The 19,584-nt window shown below is 73.7% G+C and carries 15 protein-coding genes; 7 read left to right on the top strand and 8 right to left on the bottom strand.

Annotated elements, in window-relative coordinates; genetic code table 11:
• Positions 1-34: 34 nt before the first annotated feature.
• The 4 genes from ACFVHO_RS24155 to ACFVHO_RS24140 are packed head-to-tail and all read left to right on the top strand — an operon-like array spanning position 35 to position 6,071.
• Positions 35-910, top strand: coding sequence for a thioesterase II family protein (locus ACFVHO_RS24155; RefSeq protein ID WP_385718174.1), 876 nt, complete (start codon positions 35-37; stop codon positions 908-910).
• Complete coding sequence (locus tag ACFVHO_RS24150) at positions 898-2,043, top strand: SAM-dependent methyltransferase (protein WP_385718172.1); 1,146 nt, start codon at positions 898-900, stop codon at positions 2,041-2,043. The genes ACFVHO_RS24155 and ACFVHO_RS24150 overlap by 13 nt, the downstream gene beginning before the upstream one ends.
• Complete coding sequence (locus ACFVHO_RS24145) at positions 2,040-4,838, top strand: PEP/pyruvate-binding domain-containing protein (RefSeq protein ID WP_385718170.1); 2,799 nt, start codon at positions 2,040-2,042, stop codon at positions 4,836-4,838. Before ACFVHO_RS24150 ends, ACFVHO_RS24145 begins: the two co-directional genes overlap by 4 nt.
• A 57-nt stretch (positions 4,839-4,895) precedes the next feature.
• Positions 4,896-6,071, top strand: a complete 1,176-nt coding sequence (locus ACFVHO_RS24140) for a Rieske 2Fe-2S domain-containing protein (protein ID WP_385718167.1) — start codon at positions 4,896-4,898, stop codon at positions 6,069-6,071.
• 111 nt (positions 6,072-6,182) lie between these two features.
• On the opposite strand, the gene ACFVHO_RS24135 is transcribed toward ACFVHO_RS24140, so the two are convergent.
• Positions 6,183-7,193, bottom strand: a complete 1,011-nt coding sequence (locus ACFVHO_RS24135; protein ID WP_385718165.1) for a Ppx/GppA family phosphatase — start codon at positions 7,191-7,193, stop codon at positions 6,183-6,185.
• Between the two features lie 249 nt (positions 7,194-7,442).
• On the opposite strand from ACFVHO_RS24135, the gene ACFVHO_RS24130 reads away from it, so the two are divergent.
• Positions 7,443-8,984 (top strand): amidohydrolase family protein, encoded by a 1,542-nt coding sequence (locus tag ACFVHO_RS24130; protein ID WP_385718162.1) that lies wholly within the window; start codon positions 7,443-7,445, stop codon positions 8,982-8,984.
• Positions 8,985-9,072: 88 nt separating this feature from the next.
• Here the strand turns inward: ACFVHO_RS24130 and ACFVHO_RS24125 are convergent, their stop codons facing one another.
• From ACFVHO_RS24125 to ACFVHO_RS24110, 4 genes are all read right to left on the bottom strand, one after another.
• Complete coding sequence (locus ACFVHO_RS24125; RefSeq protein ID WP_385718160.1) at positions 9,073-9,876, bottom strand: ABC transporter permease; 804 nt, start codon at positions 9,874-9,876, stop codon at positions 9,073-9,075.
• Complete coding sequence (locus tag ACFVHO_RS24120; protein WP_385718158.1) at positions 9,873-10,880, bottom strand: ATP-binding cassette domain-containing protein; 1,008 nt, start codon at positions 10,878-10,880, stop codon at positions 9,873-9,875. Before ACFVHO_RS24120 ends, ACFVHO_RS24125 begins: the two co-directional genes overlap by 4 nt.
• A gap of 80 nt (positions 10,881-10,960) precedes the next feature.
• Complete coding sequence (locus tag ACFVHO_RS24115; protein ID WP_385718155.1) at positions 10,961-11,797, bottom strand: DUF4097 domain-containing protein; 837 nt, start codon at positions 11,795-11,797, stop codon at positions 10,961-10,963.
• Between the two features lie 611 nt (positions 11,798-12,408).
• Complete coding sequence (locus ACFVHO_RS24110) at positions 12,409-13,320, bottom strand: LysR substrate-binding domain-containing protein (RefSeq protein WP_385718152.1); 912 nt, start codon at positions 13,318-13,320, stop codon at positions 12,409-12,411.
• 158 nt (positions 13,321-13,478) lie between these two features.
• Between ACFVHO_RS24110 and ACFVHO_RS24105 the strand changes: the two genes are divergently transcribed.
• The gene (locus ACFVHO_RS24105) at positions 13,479-14,624 is read left to right on the top strand and encodes a diaminopropionate ammonia-lyase (protein ID WP_385718149.1); all 1,146 of its coding nucleotides are present in this window, start codon (positions 13,479-13,481) and stop codon (positions 14,622-14,624) included.
• Between the two features lie 104 nt (positions 14,625-14,728).
• Here ACFVHO_RS24105 and ACFVHO_RS24100 read toward each other — a convergent pair whose 3' ends face one another.
• The gene (locus ACFVHO_RS24100) at positions 14,729-15,655 is read right to left on the bottom strand and encodes an SRPBCC family protein (protein WP_385718146.1); all 927 of its coding nucleotides are present in this window, start codon (positions 15,653-15,655) and stop codon (positions 14,729-14,731) included.
• Between the two features lie 93 nt (positions 15,656-15,748).
• Complete coding sequence (locus ACFVHO_RS24095) at positions 15,749-17,938, bottom strand: HelD family protein (protein ID WP_385718143.1); 2,190 nt, start codon at positions 17,936-17,938, stop codon at positions 15,749-15,751.
• Between the two features lie 74 nt (positions 17,939-18,012).
• Here ACFVHO_RS24095 and ACFVHO_RS24090 point away from each other — a divergent pair, with 74 nt between their 5' ends.
• Entirely contained in the window at positions 18,013-18,741 is a 729-nt protein-coding gene (locus ACFVHO_RS24090) for a TetR/AcrR family transcriptional regulator (RefSeq protein WP_385718140.1), read from the top strand.
• Here the strand turns inward: ACFVHO_RS24090 and ACFVHO_RS24085 are convergent.
• Positions 18,725-19,513: a TetR/AcrR family transcriptional regulator gene (locus tag ACFVHO_RS24085; protein ID WP_385718271.1), complete on the bottom strand. Its 789-nt coding sequence runs from the start codon at positions 19,511-19,513 to the stop codon at positions 18,725-18,727. The two genes, ACFVHO_RS24090 and ACFVHO_RS24085, sit on opposite strands and share 17 nt — an antisense overlap.
• Positions 19,514-19,584 lie beyond the last annotated feature (71 nt).

Genomic DNA, 19,584 nt, shown 5'->3' with positions numbered 1-19,584 from the left:
GCCCCGGCCGACCCGAGCTCGAGAGGAATCCGCCGTGCACCTCACCGAACGGCCGCAGGCATCGGCCCGATCCTGGTTCGCGGGCCCCGGTTTCGGGCCCCCGCCGGGAGCCGAGGCCGAGCCCGGCGCCGGGCCCGACGCCGGAGCCACCCCCGCGCCCGCGCCGGACGCGTCCGACCCCCGCCCCCGCCTGATCTGCTTCAGCTACGCGGGCGGCACCCCGTCCGTGTACCGCGACTGGCCGGACCTGCTCGGCCCCGGCGTGCGCGTCGTACCGGTGCTGCTTCCGGGGCGCGGCCTGCGGCTCGGGGAGGAGCCGTACACCGACATGGCGCCGCTGGCCCGCGATGTGACCGACGCGCTCGTGGCGGCCGGACACGTCGGCGACCACGCCCTGTTCGGGCACAGCATGGGGGCGCTCCTGGCCTACGAGGTCGCCTGCGAACTGCGGGCGCGCGCACGCCCCGGCCCCTCGCACCTGTTCGTGTCCGGCAGCAGGGCCCCGCACCTGTACGGCGGCCCCGACGACCAGGCGCTCGGCGACGACGACCTGCGCCGCCTCGTGCGCGACCTCGGCGCCCTGGACTCCGACGACCGGGTGGGCGGCTCCTACCTGGAGCGCAGGCTGCCGGTGCTGCGCGCCGACCTCACGCTCTGCGCCCGCTACCGCTGGCGGCCGCGGCGCCCGCTCGACTGCCCGATGACGGCGTTCTCCGCCGCCCACGACCCGGTGGCGCCGCCGGACCGCGTCGACGCCTGGCGGACGTACACCAGCGCCTCGCTGCTGCACCGCAGGGTGGCGGGCGGCCACTTCTACCTGACCGGACCCGCACGGCTTCCGCTCCTTCGTGAGCTGCGCGCCGAACTCACCCGTACCGCCGAGGAGAGGGAACCCTCATGGACCTACTGAGGCTGGCCAGGGCCGTCAAGGACCGGGCACAGGAGCCGTTCACGGATCTCGCCGCGATGGCGCGGATCGTCGCCGACCCCCGCCTTCCGCTGCTTCTCGTCCTCAACCGGACGCTGTTCACGCCCCTGTACCGGGCGTCGTTCCTGGCCGCGGCGGCGGGCTCCGGCGTCCTCGGGTGCCTGGCGGCACGCCCGTGCGACCTGGAGAGCCTGGCCGAGCACCTGGAGAGCGGGCCCGACGACCGGCAACGGCTGCGCGCCTGGCTGGACATCGGCGTGCGGCTCGGCGAGCTCGACCGGAGCGAGGGCTGCTACCGCCTGCGCAGCCGCACCGCCAAGGCGCTCGCGCAGGTCGGCAACGACGCCGTCGCCGGAGCCCTCGAAGAGCTCCTGCGCTTCCACGTGCCCGCGCTGCGCGACGCGCCGCGGATGCTCAAGGACGGCAGCCGCTTCGATCTCTCCGACCAGGACGGCCTGGTCATCGCCCGCTCCACGCTCGTGGTGCGCGGCTTCGTGGAGGAGGCGATCAGCCGGACGCTGCCGCGCACCGCGCCGGTGCGCCTCCTGGAGGTCGGCTGCGGCAGCGGCGAGTACGTCCGGTACGCGGCCGGGCTCAACCCGCGCCTGACGGCGCTGGCCGTCGACCTCCAGGCGGAGGTCGCCGAGCAGGCCGCGAAGAACATGGCGCAGTGGGGCCTCGCCGACCGCGTCGAGACCCGCGCGGGCGATCTGCGCACGCTGGACCTGCAACCGCAGTTCGACGTGGTGACGCTGCACAACAACATCTACTACTTCCCGCAGGAGGAGCGCGCCGAGGTCCTGGCCCGGGCCCGCTCCCTCCTCGCCCCCGGCGGCACCCTGCTGCTCACCTCCTCGTGCCGGGGCGGCGGTCCGCTGGGCCTCGACGTGCTCAACCTCTGGTTCGAGTACGCCGGTTTCGGCGGCCCGCTGCCGCTGGCCGACGAGCTGCTCGGCCAGTTGCGGGAGGCGGGCTTCGAGGAGGTGCGGGCCACCCGGGTGCTGCCCGGCCAGGCGTTCCGCTCGTTCGTCGGCACCAACCCCGCGGCCGGGCCCGCCGCGCTGCCCCCGGCCCGCTCCGGCTCCCCCACCACCGCCGAGGAGACCGCGTCATGACGACGAAGGCGACCACCGACTCCGCCGCCAATGGTTCCGCGCCCGCCCCCGAGACCACCGACGAGGCCGCCACGGCCGAGCCCGCCGACGCCCCGGCCCCGGCGCGCGCCCCGCACGCCGACCTCGTGGCGGTGCTCGGCCGCCCGCACGCCGCCGCCCCCGGGGAACTGGGCGGCAAGGCGGCCCGGCTCGACGAACTGACCGCCGCGGGCCTCCCGGTGCCGCCCGCGTTCTGCCTCACCACCGGGCTCTTCGACGTCTTCCTGCGCGAGAGCGGCCTCGCCGCCGAGATCCGCGCCGCCGAGGCCCGCGGCGAACCCGCCCTCGCCGTCCGCGAGTCGGTGCTCGCCCGCGACATCCCGGAGCCGGTCGCCCGCACGATCCTCACGGCGTACGAGGACCTGGGCCGCCCCCGGGTCGCGGTGCGCTCGTCCGCGCCGCGCGAGGACTCCGCCGAGCGGTCCTTCGCCGGCCAGCACGACACGGTCCTCGACGTGTCGGGCGACGCGGCGCTCCTCGACGCGGTCAAGGTCTGCTGGGCCTCGCTGTGGTCGGACCGGGCGGCGGCCTACCGCACGGAGGACGGCCCGGCGGGCGCCATGGCCGTCGTGGTGCAGGAGATGGTGCCCGCCGACGTCAGCGGGGTGCTGTTCACGGTCGACCCGGTCGGCGGCAGGCCCAACCGGCTCGTGGTGGAGGCCTGTTGCGGCCTCGGCGAGGGCCTGGTGTCGGGCAGGGTCGTCGGCGACTTCTTCGTGGTGGACGACCGTACGCTCGACGTCGTCGAGGAACGCGTGCGGTACAAGGTCACCAAGTGTGCGCCGCTCGCGCCCGGCCGCATCGGCATGACGAAGGTCGACACCGCCGACCGGGACGCGCCCTGTCTGACCCGGGACCAGCTCGCGGCGCTCGCCCGGATCGCCCTGGAGATCCGGGACGGCCACGGCGCGGAGCAGGACATCGAGTGGGCTCTGCACGACGGCACGCTGTACCTCCTCCAGGCCCGCCCGATCACCACCCGGCCCCGGCCCGAGGTCTCCGACGGCGCCCGCAGCCCCTATTTGCCGGGCCTGTTGGAGCGGCAGTCGGACGCCGTGCGGCACGGCACCCTGTGGTCGCGGATGGACATCGGGGAGATCTTCGTCGGCCTGATGTCCCCGCTCGGCCTGAGCTTCGCCCGGCACTACCAGGACCACGTCCACGGCGACTGCGCGGCGGCGCTCGGCGTCCGCGACACCGGCGACGTCGGCCTGCACATGGGCTTCTTCCAGGGCCACGTCTACCTGAACATCTCCTACACCGCGTATCTGCTCGGCCAGGCCCTGCCCACCCGCGACCAGCGCCACTTCACCCGCCGCTTCGTCAGCGAGGAGGTGGACCTGGCAACGTACGAGAACCCCTTCGGGACGTTCCCCGGCGGCCTGGAGGACCTGCTCTCGACGACGCACTGGCTGCGGGCCACGGCGGGCGAGATGCTGGTGATGAAGGGCCGCGCCCGCGACATGGCCGAAAGCCGCCTCTACGAGTTCGATCGCGCCCGGCGCCTCGACCTCACCCGCATGGGCCGCCGCGAGCTGCACGCCGAACTCGGCCGCTATCTGGACTACTTCCACGACGCGCACGTCGGCTACATGCCGTACTACATCAACGCGTTCGGGTTCTACGGCATCCTGACCGAGCTGTGCGCCAAGTGGCTCGGCGCCGCGGGCGACAATCTGCAGAACCGCATCAAGACGGACATGTCCAGTCTGCGCACGGTGGCGTCGGCGCAGGAGATCTGGAGCGTCGCGCAGGCCGCGAAGGCCAGGCCCCGGGTCATGGAGATCATCGAGGCGGCGCCCCTCGACGAGGTCGCGGACCGGCTGCGCGCCGACCCCGACGGCGAGTCGTTCTGGCAGGCGCAGTTGGAACCGTTCCTGCGCGCCAACGGCACCCGGGGCCGCCAGGAGATGGAGCTCACCCATCAGCGCTGGATCGACGACCCGTCGTACGTGTTCCAGATGATCCGCCGCTACGCCGCCGACGGCTTCACCGCCGACGACATCATGGGCCGCAGCCGTGCCCGCCAGGAGGGCGACGTCCGGGAGGTCCTGAAGAAGCTGCCGCTGCCTAGGCGCACGACCATCGAGGGCGTCATCTCGATGTACGCCCTGTGCAGCGAGCTGCGCGAGGCCACCCGGATGTCGATGATCACGTCGATCTGGCTGGTCAGGAATGTCGTGTACGAGGTGGGGCGGCGCCTGGTCGACGAGGGTGTGCTGCACTCCCTGGACGAGGTCGCGTTCCTCGACTTCGCGGACGTACGCCGCTATCTGGCCGGTGAGCTGCCCGCGCGCGAGGCGTTCGCGCGGGCCGCGATCGAGGAGCGGCGGCGCGTGCACGAGTACCACAACCGGCTGCCGGAGCCGCCCCTCACCTTCGTCGGCGAGCACGACGGCACCCGCGCGGTGCGGCCCGTGAAGGACGGGGCGCGCCTGGACGGGCTCGGTTCGAGCCCGGGACGGATCGTCGGCCGGGCCCGCATCGTCGAGGACCTGGTGTGGCAGGCCGACGAGTTCCAGGCGGGCGAGATCCTCGTGACCCGGCACACGGACGCGTCCTGGACGCCGCTGTTCGCCATCGCGGGCGGCGTGGTCACCGACATCGGCTCGATGCTCTCGCACAGCTCCATCGTGTCCCGGGAGTTCAACGTGCCCTCGGTGGTCAACACCAAGCACGCCACACAGGTGATCAACACCGGCGACATGGTCATGGTCGACGGCGACACGGGGGTCGTCGAGGTCGTGGAGGGCTGAGCGCTCCGGACCACCCGAGGAAGGCAGGAAGCACCCGAGGAAGGCAGGAAGTTCCAGATGATCCCGAATCAGTGGTATCCGATTCTGCGGACCGAAGACATCAAACGTGACGCGCCGACCGGCGTGCGCCGCATGGGCGAGGAGCTGGTGCTCTGGCGCGACCTGCGCGGCAGGCTCGTCTGCCAGTCCGCGCGCTGCCCCCACAAGGGCGCGAACCTCTCCGAAGGCCGCCTGGTGGGCAACTCGGTGGCCTGCCCGTACCACGGCTTCCGGTTCGGCACCGACGGCATGTGCAGGCTGGTGCCCGCGCTCGGCTCGGAAGGCCGCATCCCGGCGTCGTTGCGGGTCGACACCTACGAGGTGCGGGAGAAGTACGACCTGGTGTGGCTGTGGTGGGGCGACAAGCGGGCGCAGTTGCCGGACATCGAGCTGCCCCATGAACTCGCCGAGCACCCGCGGCCGTACGAGACCATCACCTTCAGCCGCCCGGTCCACTACACGCGCTACATCGAGAGCCTGCTCGAGTTCTACCACGTGACGTTCGTGCACCGGGACCACTGGGCGAACATCATCGACTACACGTTCATGTACGGCAGTTGGAAGAAGCTATGGACGGACGGCCGGGAGCGCTACATCGCCGCCAACAAGATCGTCAACCATCGCGTGGACGTCGACGGCACGATCATCCGCAACACCTTCGACCAGTGCGAGGAGGGAAACCCCGACAACACCTGGCACTTCGACCTCATCTACCAGGCCCCGTGCATGACGCACGTGCGCCAGGGTCTCCTGGAGGTCACGACCTGGCTCGTGCCCATCGACGAGCACCACACCCAGGCGATCATGCGCCTCTACGAGTATCCGCTGCTCAAGTGGATGGTGCCCCTCAAGCCGTTGCGGCCGCTGGTCCTGCGGCTCTCGCTGATGATGGAGCAGTACGTCCAGGACCGGCAGGACAACGACATCATGGCGCGCCAGGAGCCGAAGGTCAGCGAGCGCGGGGTGAACAAGTTCATCGCCGTCGACGAGATGAACGCCAAGTACCTGCAGATGCGGGACCGGTTGAAGGCGGAGGCGCGTGCCGAAGGGCCGGTGGCGGTGACCGCGACGGGCGGCGCGCACGGGCACGAGCAGGGCAACGGGAACGGGAACGACAGCGGGAACGGGAACGGCGGCGCCAAGCGGTCCGGGAAGGGCGCCCGCGCGGGTGGCCTCAGCAGGACCGCGACCTGAGCCCGGTGCGCGTTCCGGCGCCGACAGCCGGAACGTGCACCGCACGCCGGGACGCGGCGCGGGTCAGGACGAGGGCTGGTCCGGACGCGGGTGGTCCGGACTAGGCGCGGGTCAGGACGAGGCGACCCGCAGCGACATCCGCCCCGTCCGACGGCGGCTCTCGCCGTCCGTGAGCTCCCTCGTCACGCCCGCCCACCACTGGGCGCCCTCCTCGATGTGGCGCAGCAGGATGCCCTCCCGCACCGCCCAGGGGCAGATGTCCGCCGACTTGACGCCCATGAGCTTCATGGCCGTGTGCCCGACGACCGCCCCGGCCAGGCTCTGGGCCGCCCGCGGCACCGAGATCCCCGGAAGCAGGGCGCGGTCGGCCGCGGACAGCAGCGCGAGCTGGTCCCTGGCCCGGCGCAGCGCGGACCGCTCAAGGCGCCGGGAGGCGAACAGGCCATGGCGGCCGGGCACTTCACCGGTCAGCCGCGCCAGCTGCTGGAACGTCCGCGAGGTGGCGACGGCCGAGCGCGGCCCCTCCCAGCGGATCCGCGCGGCCACGTCCCGCAGCTGATGGCGCACCCGGCGCCGCAGCGCCTTGAGTGCCTGCGGCGACGGCGGGTCCGCCTCGTGCAGGAACTCGTGCGTCAGCCGGTTCGCGCCGAGCGGCAGGCTCGCCACGAAGTCCGGCAGCCGCCCGCGTCCGAACGCCACCTCCAGCGAGCCGCCGCCGATGTCGAACAGGACGAGCGGCCCCGCCTGCCAGCCCAGCCACCGCCGCGCGCCGAGGAACGTCAGCTCCGCCTCCAGCTCACCGGGCAGCGTGCAGAGGCCGACGCCGGTGCTCGCCCGGACGGCGTGCAGCACGTCGAGGCGGTTCGGCGCGTCCCGCACGACCGCGGTCGCGAAGGCCAACGGCGCGTCGGCCCCCCACCGCTCGGCCGTCACCGCGGCCTCGTCGACGGCGCGCACGAGGTGCCGCACGGCTTCCTCGTCCAGTGGTCCGCCGGGCTCCACCCGCTCGGACAGGCGCAGCCGCCACTTCGCGGTGTGCACGGGCAGCGGCGCGCCGCCCGCGGCGTCCGCCACCACGAGGCGCACCGTGCGCGATCCGACATCAAGCACGCTCACTCGCATGAGCCCTCAGTACCCCCCGCGCGTCCCGACACGCGCCACGATTCAGACACCTGTCGTTTCCTCATACTTCTTCTGTACGACATCTTTTCGTCAACCGTCGCGCAGGGAAAGGTCATTTCGCCCCCTGATCCGTTGGCGGCTTTCCGGTCGCTCGTGAGACTCCGGTGTCCTTGGATGAAGCATCCCCCGCTCGAAACGCGGCTGGGAGACGAGGGGGAAGGGGCTGCCGTGAGGCCCTAGCGTGGCTCCATGACTTCTGCCGCCGCACCGCCCGGACATCTCCACGATCTGGTCCTGCGCGGGGGCCGGGTCCTCGATCCGGAGTCCGGGCTCGACGCGATCGCCGACGTGGCCGTGACCGCGGGGACGATCTCGGCGGTGTCGCCCACGGCCCCGGACGCCCCCGCGCCCGAGGCCTCCGCGCAACCGCCGTGGCGCCTGGCCGCACGCCGGACGCTCGATGTGACGGGTCTGGTCGTCGCCCCGGGCTTCATCGATCTGCACAGCCACTCGCACACCGTGGCAGGCCATCGTCTGCAGGCTCTCGACGGGGTGACGACGGCCCTGGAACTGGAGCTCGGCCTCTCCCCCGTCGCGGAGGCCTACCGGCAGGCCGCCGTCGAGGGCCGACCGCTCAACTACGGCTTCTCCGCCTCCTGGGCCCAGGCCCGCATGGCCGCCGTCGGTGCACTCCCGCACGGCGGCGGCGCCGCGGCCGCCCTGGACCACCTGGGCAACGCCGCCTGGCAGCGCGAGGCCACCCGGCCCCAGGAGGACGCGCTGCTGGAACTGTTGCGCCGCGACCTCGCCGACGGCGCCCTCGGCATCGGCCTGATCGTCGGCTACGCGCCCCGGATCCGGCCCGAGGAGTACCTGGCCGTGGCCCGTGTCGCCGCGCTCGCGGGCCTTCCGACCTTCACGCACGCCCGCAGCCTCGTCGAGCACGTCGCGGACGTCCCCGTCGACGGCGCCGAGGAGATCGCGCGGGCGGCGGGCGAGACCGGTGTGCACGCGCACTACTGCCATGTGACGTCGACGTCCCGGCGGCACACCGACCGGGTGCTCGCCCTCATGGACCGGACCCGGGCCGAGGGCGGCCGGGTCTCCACGGAGGCCTATCCGTACGGCGCGGGCATGACCGCCGTCGGCGCCGCGTTCCTCGCGCCGGAGCTGCTTCCCGCGGCCGGGCTCGACGTCACCGACGTCGTCCTCGCGGCGACGGGCGAGCGGATCCGCGACACCGACCGGCTGCGCGAGCTGCGCGCCGCCGACCCGGGTGCCCTCGCCGTCCTGCACTTCCTCGACGAGACCGACGCGCACGACCGGGCGTTCATCGACCGGGCCCTGCTGCACCCCTCGACGGTCGTCGGCTCCGACGCGATGCCGCTGACCTGGACCGGCCCGGCGCCGGACCCGCTGGCGTGGCCGCTGCCGCCGGGCGCCGCGGTCACGCACCCGCGCACCGCGGGCACGTTCGCGAGGATGCTGCGCCGCTACGTACGCGAACTCGGCGCCCTCGGCCTCCTCGACGCCGTCGGCCGCGCCACACTGCTGCCCGCGCGCGTCCTGGAGTCAGGCGTGCCCGCGCTGCGCCACAAGGGGCGCGTCCAGGTCGGCTGCGACGCCGACCTCGTCGCCTTCGACCTCGCGACGGTCGGCGACCGGGCCACGTACGCCGAAAGCACCCTGCCGTCGGCGGGGTTCGCCCATGTGCTGGTCGGCGGGACGCCGGTGGTGGCGGACGGGGAGGTGGTGGCGGGGGCGCTGCCGGGGCGGCCGGTGCGGCGCTGAGGGCCCGTCACCCCCGGACGCGGGGCACAAGGAGAGGGTCTCGGAGTCCGCCGACTCCGAGACCCTCAGTTCAGGGGGAGCGTCGCTCCTACCGCTTGGCGTCCTTGTTGAAGGAGGCCTTGGCCCACAGGTAGCCCAGGATCGACAGGCCGAAGAGCCAGCCCAGGGCGATCCAGGCGTCGTTGCCGATCTCGGTGCCCAGCATCAGACCGCGCAGCGTCTCGTTCATCGGCGTGAAGGGCTGGTACTCGGCGAACCAGCGGATCCCCGCCGGCATCGAGTCCGGCGTCACCACCGCCGAGCCCAGGAAGGGCAGGAACGTCAGCGGCATCGGCGCGTTCGAGGCCGTCTCCACACTGTCCGAGCCCAGACCGATCGCCGCCGAGATCCACGCCAGCGCGAAGGCCAGGAAGACCAGCAGACCGATCGCGGCCACCCACTCCACCACATTCGCGTTCGGCCTGAAGCCCACCGCAAGCGCCACACCGATGACCAGGACCAGGCTGATCAGCGTCTGCACCACATTGCCCACCACATGCCCGACCAGCACCGAGGCCCGAGAGATCGCCATCGTGCGGAACCGGTTGATGATGCCCTCGGTCATGTCCGAGCACACCGCCACCGCCGTGGACACCGCCCCCGAGGTGATCGCCATCAGCAGGATGCCGGGCGTGACGTAGTTGGTGTAGTCACCGCGGTCCCCGCCCCCGCCGACCCCGGGGATGTCGATGCCGCCGCCCAGCGCCCCGCCGAAGACGTACACGAACAGCAGCAGCATCAGGATCGGCATCGCGACGACCGAGATCGTCATCGACGGATAGCGCTGCGCGTGCTTGAGGTTGCGGCGCAGCATCGTCATCGAGTCACGCACGGCATACGAGTTGGTGCTCATCGCTGAGCCTCCTTCACAGCGGTCGCGCTGTTCACGTCAGAGGTGGACTTACGGCCCTGACCCGTCAGGGCCAGGAACACGTCGTCGAGATCGGGGGTGTGCACCGTCAGCGCCTCGGCATGGATGCCGGCGCCTTCGAGTACGTCGAGCACCGCGCGCAGGGCGGGGATGGAGCCGTCGCTGGGGATCTGCAGGCTCAGCGTCTCGTCGTCACGGGTGACGGTGGAGAGCGCGAGGCGGTGGGCGGCGGCGTTCATGTGCTGCATGTCGTTGAACTGGAGCTTGATGTGGCCGCCGGGGATGCGGCGCTTCAGCTCGTCCGCGGTGCCCTCGGCCACGATCTTGCCGCCGTCGAGGACCGCGATGCGGTCGGCGAGCTGGTCGGCCTCTTCCAGGTACTGCGTGGTCAGGAAGATGGTGGTGCCGTGGGCGACGAGGTCGCGGATCATGTCCCACATCGTGCGGCGGCTGCGCGGGTCCAGACCCGTCGTCGGCTCGTCAAGGAAGATGATGCTGGGCCTGCCGACCAGGGTCATCGCCAGGTCCAGCTTGCGGCGCATACCGCCGGAGAACTCCGACGCGGACTTCTTCGCGACGTCCGTGAGGTCGAAGCGGGCCAGGAGTTCGGCGGCGCGGCGCCTGCCCTCGGCCTTGTCGAGGTGCAGCAGATCGGCGATGAGGAAGAGGTTCTCCTCGGCGGTGAGCAGGCCGTCGACGGCGGCGAACTGCCCGGTGACGCCGATGGAGCTGCGGACGGCGTCCGGGTCCTGTGCCAGCTCGTGTCCCGCCACCCGGGCGTCCCCGCCGTCGGCCGAGATGAGGGTGGAGAGGATCTGGACGGTGGTGGTCTTGCCAGCGCCGTTCGGGCCCAGCAGGGCGAAGATCGTGCCCTCAGAGACCTGCAGGTCGATCCCGTCGAGTACGACCTTCTCGCCGTACGACTTGCGCAGCCCCTGGGCGGTGATCCCCTTCGGCGGGGCGGTCAAACCGGTGGTGGCAGTCATCGTGCCGCCTCCTTCTTCTTTCCGTAGTTGATGCGAGGCCGGTCTCTGCGTGTCACGAGCCCTTGCGTGTGCGGGTGCGGTCAGGCGCGGCGGATCACGATGTCGCCGAGGCCGGTGCGGGCGCGGACCTGGACGGTCTCCGCGTCCGGGCCGGGGCCGTCGGTCGAACCGATCGAGTTGTGGACCGTGCCCGCCTGGGAGTTCACCTCGAGCCAGGCGGCGCTGGACTCGCGGATGCCGACCTCCAGGTCGCCGTCGGCGGTCTGGAGGGTGATCTGGCCGCGGGCCACCTCGCCGAGCTTGATGGTGCCGTTGTCCGACTTGGCATCGACTCCGGCGTGGGCGACGCCGACGGCGATGCGGCCGTTGGAGGAGTTGACGCGCAGCTCGCCGGTGACCTCGCCGAGGGTGGTGTCGCCCTTGCGGTTGCGGATGTTGGCGGCGCCCGCGATGTTGCCGAGGTCGATGCGGCCCGCCGCGTCGATCTCCACGTCGCCGGTGGCGCGGTCCACGCGGACGTCGCCGTGGTCGGACCGGAGGAAGGCGGCGCCGACCTCCGCGACGTGGATGTCACCGGCGGCGGACTCGAACCGGCAGTCGCCGAGGCGGCCTTCGGTGCTGAAGACACCGGCGGGCGAGAGGCCCTGGACGTCCGACCCGGCCGGCAGCTCGACGCTGACCTCGATCGAGCCGCCCTTGCCGAACAGCGAGCGCTTCTTGGGGCCCTTGACGACCAGGCGGCCGTTGTTGCACGTGACCTGGACCTGCTCCGCGGCCTTCACGTCGACGTCCTCGCGGCCGTCGCTCGGGAGCACCGACACGACGGTGTCGAGGCGCTTTCCGGCGGAGATGCGGGCGGTGCCGATCTCGAACTCGATGAGGGCGGAGAGGGGCTCGGGGGTGTCGAAAGTAGGCATGGCCGTCCTGTCTGAGCTGAGGTGTGCGGACCCGCTGGTGGCAGCGGGCGGATGGGTTGTCCTGCGTCACTCCGGCGGGCCGGCGTTCTCAGCCCCTGGAGCCGTGCTGTCCATGACGCCAGCATGGCATCACTATGGCGCCAATGCAACCCTGCTTGGCACCCAGGTGGTGCCACGGTCGGTGAGATGCGGTGCACGGCGCGTCGAATCACCCTGCGATGACCCACGTGAGCTGGGGATTCCTCTCGGGTGTCGGTTTGCGAGACGTGGCCGTCGGCACGCCAGAAGGGCGTCAAGGTGTGGCGCGGGCGGAGAGCGGGAGGGGGTACGGGGAGGGGGTGGCGCCGTCGCGGTGCCATGGCGGTGCCTGGTGGGGCGCCAGGGGGTGGGTGGGCCTCGCGGGGCGCCCCAGTCCCGCCCCTTCGCCGAAACCGGGGCTTCGCCCCTGGACCCCGGGGGTGGGTGTCCCCTTCGGGTGGGACGGGCCTCCGTCGAATCGGCGCTCCGCGCCTCGTCCTCAAACGCCGGACGGGCTGAAAACTTCTCCGGGGCGGGCTGGAGGTGCCGGGCTGTTGGGCAGATGGTGCAAGTCCGGGCGGGTTCCCGACGGGCTACGCGGTCCGTGCCGCGTCCCGCAGGGCGCCCCGGACCGCGGCGACCGCCGGATGCCGCCCCCGGCCACGCCGTACGACCGTGAAGAGCGTGCGCGCCCCCTGCCCCGGCGGCAGCGCCCGCAGCGCGACCGTCGGCTCCCCGCCGCGCCACACCAGGTCCGGGAGCAGCGCGACCGCGTGGCCCCGCTCCACGAGGCGCAGGTGCAGCAGCAGGTCGGGTGACTCGAACCGCACGTCGGGCTCGAACCCGGCGGCGCGGCACACCGTCGTCGCCCAGCGCCGGGCCGCGCCGCCCTCCGGCTCCATCACCCAGGGGAGGCCGGCGAGCGCCCGCAGGGCCGCGCGCGGGTCGTCGGCGTCGGCGCCCTCGGGGACCGGTCGGGGCAGGGCGAGCCGCATCGGGTCCGCGCACAGGTCGGCCCGTTCGAGCGCCTCGTCCCTCGGTCCGGCCACGCCCGGGTACTCCTCCGCGACGACCAGGTCGAAGTCCCGGGCGAGCAGCGCGGGCAGGGCGGCCTCCGGCTCCAACTGCGTGACGTGCGGGCGCAGTCCGGGGTGGGCGGCGCGCAGCCGGGTGAGCGCGTCCGGGACGAGCGTGAGGGCGGCGGTCTGGAAGGCGGCGACGCGGACCGTCCCGGTGAGGCCGGGCAGGGACGCGGCGATGTCGGCCTCGGCCCGCTCCAGGCGTTCGAGGACGGCCTCGGTGTGGGCGACGAGGATCTCGGCCTGCGCGGTGAGCCGCACCCGCCGTCCGACCGGTTCGAGCAGCGGCACCCCCGCTTCGGCCTCCAGCTGCGAGAGCTGCTGGGAGACGGTCGAGGGGCTGTACGAGAGGGCGGCGGCGACGGCCGCGAGGGTGCCGCGGTGCTTCAGCTCGCGCAGGAGGCGCAGGCGGTGGAGGTCGTACATGGCGGCGGCACCCCTTTCGCCGGGGCCCCTCACGACTGCCCCTCGGATTTCGCCGGGGCTCCCTCGCGACTGCCCCTCAAACCGTTCGGTTCCACCGATGAATATACGTCGGAAAGATGAGCTGGACCGAAGGATGCGAGGCGCCGCAGGGTTGCCCCATGACTGACACCGGCCCCGCCACCGAGTCCCGCACCACGTCCCCCGACACCGCCACCCCTGGCACCCCCGGCACCTCGCCCGTCTGGTACGCCCGCCCCGCCGCACGCGAGTGGACCTGCTCCCCCGCGCCCGCCGAGGTCCGCGCCTTCCACGCCACCCTCCCCGCGTACGCCCCCACCCCCCTCACCGAACTGCCCTCCCTCGCCGCCGAGTTGGGCGTCGGACGGGTCTTCGTCAAGGACGAGTCGGCGCGGCTCGGCCTGCCCGCGTTCAAGGCGCTCGGCGCGTCCTGGGCCGTGGACCGCGTCCTCGCGGAGCGCACGTCGGACACGCCCGTGGAGCTGGTCACGGCGACGGACGGCAACCACGGGCGCGCGGTGGCCCGGATCGCGCGTCAACTGGGCCAGCAGGCCCATGTGTTCGTGTCGCAGGCGGTGCACCCCGGGGCGGCGGCCTCCATCGAGGGCGAGGGAGCATGGGTGACGCGGGTCGCCGGGGACTACGACCAGGCCGTGCGGGAGGCCGCGGCGGCGGCGCGGGCCGAGGACTCGGTCCTGGTGCAGGACACGGCGTGGGAGGGGTACGAGGAGGTGCCCGCGCGGATCGTGGAGGGGTACTCCACGCTTTTCGCCGAGGTGGACGAGCAGTTGGCCGCGGCGGGCGTCGGCGGGCCGGACCTGGTGGCCGTGCCGGTGGGGGTGGGGTCGCTGGCGCAGGCGGCCGTCACGCACTACCGGAGCCGGGGTACGCGCGGCCCGGCGCTGCTCGCCGTGGAGCCGACGGAGGCAGCCCCCGGGCTCGCCAGCCTGGTGCGGGGCGAATCGGTGACCGTGGCGGCCGGGGAGACGGTGATGGCCGGGCTGAACTGCGGCACGCTGTCCGGCCTCGCCTGGCCGGTGCTGCGGGACGGCCTGGACGCGGCGGTGGCGGTGCCCGACGCCGAGGCGCTGGCGGCGGGCCGGGAGTTGGGGGCGCTCGGGGTGTCGTCGGGGCCGTGCGGGGCGGCCGCGCTCGCGGGGGCGCGGGCGGCGCTGACCGGGGCGGGGGCGCGGGAGCGCCGGGCGGAGCTGGGGCTCGGGGCCGGGGCGACGGTGGTGCTCCTGAGCACGGAGGGGACGGCGGCGAACCCGCACGGTTCGGTGTGACGGCAGCGAACCCGCACGGGGCGGCGCGAACGAGGGACCCGGACAGCCAGCCCGAACAGCGGCAAACCCACACGGGGCGACGCGACGACCACGCCACCACCGGGCTATCCCTCCAACAGCCGCCCCGCCAACAGCTCCAACCGCGCGTGCCAGGCCGCCAGCGCCGCCCTCGCGTCCGCGGCCCCCGTATGCGTGAGGACGAGCCGCGCCCCGTACCCCGTACCCGCCCCGAGCTCCCACCTGACCGAGCCGCCCGCCGGGCTCGCGTACGCGCAGAGCGCGGGGGCCCGCGCCTCCGTGACCGGGCCCGGGGGCACCCCGTCGGCGGCGAAACCGGCGGGTGCGAGCAGGCCCTCCGTCACGCCCGTGCCCTGGGTGAGCTCGGCCCACACGGTCTCCGCGTCCCGTACCAACTGCCGTTCGAAGCGCACGGTCCTGCCGCGGGTGATCTCCCCGCCGCCCAGGTCGAACTGCTCCAGATAGGCCTCGTGCAACTCCCCCTTGTCCACCGTGTCCAGCGCGGGACCGGGCGCGTCCCCGTCCAGACGGGCGCCGAGCGCCGAGACGCACAGGTGCCAGCCCGCGCCGAAGCTCGGCGCGCCGAACCGGTCGTCGAAGGTGTGGACGAGGGTGAGCAGCGAGCCGCCGGTCTCCGGGTCCGGGGCGATCTCCCAGCGCAGGTGGTCCTCGCCCCAGGTGAAGGCGAACAGCCGGGGCTCGTCGACGTCGGTCACCACCCCGGTCATACCGGGCTCGGCCTCACCGGCATCACTGGCATCACGGGTCCCACCAGACCCACCAGGTTCCCCGGGCCCCTCGCCCTCCCCGGGAAACACGAACTCCACCGCACCCCCCGGCACCAACTCCACCCGCACCTCCGACGGGAACCAGTGCGCCAACTGCTCGGGCCGCGTGAGCGCGGCCCAGACCTTCGCGGGCGCATGGGCCAGACGCCGCTCCATCCGCAGGGCGTACCGCCCGTCGCCTTCGGCCGCGGTGAGGGTGTCGGAGTGGGGGTTGCGGGGGCTCATGCCGGGTGGTCCTCCATCGCGTCAACATAACCGGCGGACCCCACGGCCGCAGGGCGGAACGCGGGCCGTCCCGGCCGACCCGTCGGGCGGGCCCTAGGCCGTGTCCGTGGTGTCCCAGGGCACCGCCCGCCCGCACACCACGTCGAGGCGTGAGACGGCCCTGGTCAGGGCCACGTACAGGCGGTGCGCCCCGCGTTCCTCCGCGGCCACGATGTCGGCCGGTTCGACGACGACCACATGGTCGTACTCCAGGCCCTTGGCGACCGAGGCGGGCACGACGGTGACGCGGGCGCCCAGCTCGTCGGGTCCGGCCGTCTCGACGCCCGCGGCGGTCAGCGCGGCCGTAACCCCGGGGACGGCGGCGTCGGCGGCGATGACGCCGACCGAGCCCTCGTGGGCCGACGCGCCGCGCACCGCGTCGACGGTGGCGGCGGCCACGGCGCGGCCACCGTCGACGCGGTGCACGGCGAGTTCGCCGTCCCCGCGCAGGGACCGGGCGGGCGGCACGTCGACGCCGAGCCCGTCGAGCAGCCGGTTGGCGAGGGTGACGATCACCTGCGGGACGCGGAATCCGGTGGTCAGCGGGGTCACGGGGGTGTCCGGCTTGCCCAGGTGGGCGAGGAGCGCGGGCCAGTCGCGGGCCGCCCACGGCGTGGTGCCCTGGGCGAGGTCGCCGAGCACGGTGAGCGAGCCGAAACCGGCGCGGCGGGCGATGGCGCGGCACTCCATGGGCGAGAGGTCCTGCGCCTCGTCGACGACGATGTGGCCGTAGCCCGCGGGCCGCTCGACGAGGCCCGCGAGTTCGTCGAGCAGCACGAGGTCGGCGTCCGACCACTTCGCGGACTTGTACGAGCGCGGGGCCCGGTCCCAGCCGATGGCCCGCTGCTCCGCGCCGCTGAGGACCCCGTCCGCCACCGACGCCAACACGTCCGCGTCCGTCAGGAGTTCGGCGAGCACCTCCTCCGGCCGCGTCTTCGGCCACACCGCGTCGACGAAGGCGGAGACGGGCCTGGCGCGGGAGATCTTCTGCAGCCAGGTGTTGCTGACGGGGCCCGCGCGCCGCTCGGCCTGCTCCTGGATGTGGCGCACGACGCGGGTGCGCACGCGCTCACGGCCGGTCTCGTACGGCGGTTCCTCCGCGCGTACGTCCGCGACGATCCGGTCGAGGTCACCGGCGGGGACCCGCCAGCGGTACGAGCCGTCCGGCACCGCGAGCGGCTCGGCGCCGCCGGGCCGCACCCGGGCGTACAGCGCGCGCCGCAGCACCTCGGCCATCCGGGCGTCGTGCTTGACGACCGTCGCTTCGGGCCCGTCCGCGCCCCGCACCGGCTGCCGGGCGATCTCGTCCCGGACGGTGGACTGGCGCACCCCGGTCTCGCCGAGGGAGGGCAGGACCTCGGCGATGTAGCGCAGGAAGGTGCGGTTGGGGCCGAGGATGAGCAGGCCGGAGCGGCGGATCCGCTGCGGGTGGGTGTAGAGCAGATACGCGGCGCGGTGCAGGCCGACGGCCGTCTTGCCGGTGCCCGGGGCGCCCTGGACGCAGACGGAGTCGGTGAGCGCGGCCCGGACCAGGTCGTCCTGCTCGGGCTGGATGGTGGCGGCGATGTCGCGCATGGGGCCGACGCGGGGGCGCTCGATCTCGGTGGTGAGGATGCGGCTGCGGGAGGCGGTGCCGTCCGGCCCGTGCTGTGCCGCCGCGAGGTCGTCGCCCTCCTCGGCCGCGAGGTGGTCGCCCTCCTCGGCCGTGGGGCGCCCGTCCTCCCCCGCCGTCAGGTGCTCGTCCTCGAGCCCCGTCAGGTCGGCCGAGTCGCCCGCGCTGCCCGGCGCCCAGCCGAAGCGGCGGCGTACGGCGACGCCCTGCGGGTCGCGGACGCCCGCCTGGTAGAAGGCGCGCGAGACGGGGGCGCGCCAGTCGACGACCAGGGGCGGGGCCGCGGGGTCCTCGGTGACGCGCAGACGGCCGACGTGGTAGCGCTGGCCGCGGTGGTCGCCCGCTTCGGCCGCCTCGGCGTCGAAGTCGAGGGCGCCGAAGAACAGCGGGGCGTCGGGGAGTTCGCGCATCTCCTTGGCGCGGCTGCGGAGCTGGTAGCCGAGCACTTCGGCGTCCGCCCCGGACGCGGCGACGTGCTCGCCGGTGACGACGTGCTCCTGGGCGCCGTCGACCATCGCGGCGAGGGCGGCGCGGCAGCGGTCGTGGTACCGCCGCTCCCGCGCGAGGGCGGCGTCGAGGGCGGGGGGCTCGTCGGGGGCGGGGGTGTCGAGGGAGGTGCCGGGTGCCGTCATGCCGTCGAGCGTACAAGAAAACGTTACCGAGTAACATTTATTACCGAGCATCACGCTGGGGTAGGCTGCGGCGCATGACGGACGACGAGACGAAGCCCTCGGGCCTGCGGCAGCTCAAGAAGCGGCGGACGTACGAGGCCGTCTCCGACGCGGCCATCGCGCTGTTCCTGGAGCGCGGCTTCGAGAAGGTGTCGGTCGCGGAGGTGGCCGCGGCGGCGGAGATCTCCAAGCCGACGCTGTTCCGGTACTTCCCGACCAAGGAGGACCTGGTCCTGCACCGGTTCGCCGACCACGAGGACGAGGCGGCGCGGGTCGTCTCGGGGCGCCCGCGGGACCTCTCCCCGCTGGCCGCGCTGCGCGCCCACTTCCTGGCGGGCCTGACCCGGAACGACCCGGTGACCGGCCTCAACGACGCACCCGAGGTCCTGGCCTTCCACCAACTCCTGTACGGCACGCCGTCCTTGGTGGCACGCCTCTACGGCTACCAGGAGCGGGCCGAGCGGGCGCTGGCGGAGGCACTGACGGAGGCGCCGATGGAGGCTCCGGGCGAGGCGGAGGCCGGACCGACGGCCGAGGCGGCCCCCGCCGACCCAGCCGACCCCGCCACCCCTGCCACCCCCGTCGCCCCCTTGGCCGCACGCCTGGCCGCCGCCCAGATCCTCGCGACGCAGCGTGTCCTCGCCCTGGAGAACTGGCGCCGCGTGACCGCGGGCGAGCCGGTCGCGGACGTGCGCGCGGACGCCGTGCGCGCGGCGAACCAGGCCTTCGGCCAGCTGAGTTCGGGGCTCACGCGGTACGCGTAGCCCCGCCCCCGGACCCGACGAGGACCTCCACCCCGTCGAGCAGGCACCCGAGGCCGAACCCGAACTCCGCGTCCGGTGATTCGTCCGGTACGCCGAGGGCGCCGGAGGCGAGGAGGTGCCGCAGGGCGGGATAGCGGCCGGGGTCGGGGGCGGTGAGGGCGTCGACGGTGCGCTCGTAGCGGCGCATGACCTCGGCGGGGGCGAGGCCGCGGGCGGTCATGGCGGCGTGCAGGTCGGCCATCAGGGTGGCCTCGTTGCGCACGTAGCCGCCGATCAGCATGATCACGGAGATCTTCCGGCCCTCGTCCAGACCGGTGCCGGCCAGGGCGGCGAGCCCGCGCTCCATCCACTGGAGCGAGTGCGGCGAGGCGGGCGGCGAGGAGACCGGGATCCGCAGGAGCCACAGGTTCCGGTGGAACACCTCGCGCTGGGCGCGCGCCCACCACTCAAGACCGGCGCGCCAGCCGGTGACGTCGGCGGGCATGGGGGGCGGCGGGCCGATGGCGGCGTCCTCCATCAGGACGTACAGCTCGTCCTTGGCGGAGACGTACCGGTACAGGGACATCGTCGAGACGCCCAGTTCCTTGGCGACGCGCCCCATCGACACGGCACCGATGCCCTCGGCGGCCGCGACGCCGATGCCGGCGCGGACGATGCGGTCGAGGCTGAGGCCGGGGCGGGGGCCCTTGGAGGGGCGTTCGCGCAGGCCCCAGGCGGTTTCGAGACTCGCGGGCAGCCCGCTTTCGCCGCCGCTTTCCCCACCGCCTCCCATGCCGCCTCCCGCGCCGCTCTCCACGCCGTCCGGCACCCCCGCATCCGGGCCCGCCGGGCCCCCCGCCTCCG

The sequence above is a fragment of the Streptomyces sp. NPDC127108 genome (genome assembly GCF_042677545.1).
Taxonomy (GTDB): Bacteria; Actinomycetota; Actinomycetes; order Streptomycetales; family Streptomycetaceae; genus Streptomyces.
This window is presented reverse-complemented; position numbering and strand designations above follow the sequence as displayed.